Origin of the sequence: Umezawaea tangerina, from assembly GCF_003002815.1 — a bacterium.
GTDB classification, from domain to species: domain Bacteria; phylum Actinomycetota; class Actinomycetes; order Mycobacteriales; family Pseudonocardiaceae; genus Umezawaea; species Umezawaea tangerina.
Map to the genome: position 1 here is coordinate 1 of NZ_PVTF01000032.1, position 1,428 is coordinate 1,428.

1 protein-coding gene is annotated in these 1,428 nt (G+C 69.6%); it reads left to right on the forward strand.

Annotated elements, in window-relative coordinates:
• Nucleotides 1-32 precede the first annotated feature (32 nt).
• Nucleotides 33-1,289 (forward strand): IS701 family transposase, encoded by a 1,257-nt coding sequence (locus CLV43_RS46910; protein WP_425445815.1) that lies wholly within the window; start codon nucleotides 33-35, stop codon nucleotides 1,287-1,289.
• Nucleotides 1,290-1,428 lie beyond the last annotated feature (139 nt).

The following is a 1,428-nucleotide window of genomic DNA, read 5'->3' on the forward strand; positions in this document are numbered from 1 at the left end:
GGGGTGTGTCGGCGATGTGATCTTCTGTAGCGGTGAGGCCGGAGGAGATGGCGTTGGTGCGCCCGGTGATCGAGGACTTCGCTGCGGACATGTTCGGCGGGTTCGTCCGGCGTGACCAGCGGGGCAAAGGCGAGCTGTACCTGCGTGGCCTGTTGTTGGACGGCAAGCGCAAGTCGATGCAGCCGATGGGTGAACGTCTCGGCGTGGATCACCAGCAGTTGCAGCAGTTCGTGACCACCTCGACCTGGGACCACACCGCGGTGCGGCGGCGGTTGGCGGTGTGGGCGCGGGACTTCGTCGATCCGGACGCGTTCGCGGTGGACGACACCGGGTTCCCCAAGGACGGGGTCTCCTCGCCGGGGGTGGCGCGGATGTACTGCGGGGCGTTGGGCAAGACCGCGAACTGCCAGGTCGGGGTCAGCGTGCACGCGGTGACGGACTGGGCGTCTGCGGCGCTGGACTGGCGGTTGTTCCTGCCCGAGTCCTGGGACGACCGCAAGGCCGGTACCCCGGACCAGGCCGACGAAGTCCGGCGCAGGCGGCAACGGTGCGCGATCCCCGAGGACCAACGGCACCGGGAGAAGTGGCGCCTGGCACTGGACATGATCGACGAACTCGCCGAGTGGGGTTTGCCCGCGCGGCCCGTGGTGGCCGACGCCGGCTACGGCGACGCGTCCGGCTTCCGCCAGGGACTCACCGACCGCGGACTGACCTATGCGGTGGCGGTCAACCCGATCGCCACCGTCCACCCCGCCTCGGCGGTGCCGGTCACACCCGCCTACGGCGGGACCGGCCGCCGACCCGAACCCCGCTACCCCGATCCGCCGATCGATCTGAAGACGCTGGTGGCGGCCGCGGGTCGGTCGGCGGGGAAGTTCGTGGTCTGGCGCCACGGCTCCCACAAGAGCCCGGCCAACCCGACCGGGCGGATGCGGTCGAGGTTCCTGGCGTTGCGGGTGCGCCCGGCCAACCGTCATATCCCGAAGGGCGCCGACGGCAGCCTTGCGGAGTGCTGGCTGCTCGCGGAATGGCCGACCGGCGCGGCCGAGCCCACCGACTACTGGCTGTCCACCCTCCCGCCCGACATCCGGCTGCGCGACCTGGTCAGGATCGCCAAGATCCGGTGGCGCATCGAGCACGACTACCGCGAGCTCAAGGACGGCCTGGGGCTGGACCACTTCGAGGGTCGCTCCTGGCTCGGATGGCACCGCCACGTCACTCTCGCCTCCGTGGCCCAGGCGGTCTGCACCAAGCTCCGCCGCACCCCAAAAGCCCCTGCGCAGGGCTGACGCTCTACGCCGTCCTGCGCCACCTCCAACATTTACTCGCGGTCTGGACAGGTTGCTGCCATACCTGCCGACAACCCGTCCAGCCCACAGGCAGTCCAACAAAACCCCAGCTCAACAGCACCTAACGAAGTCCTACTAG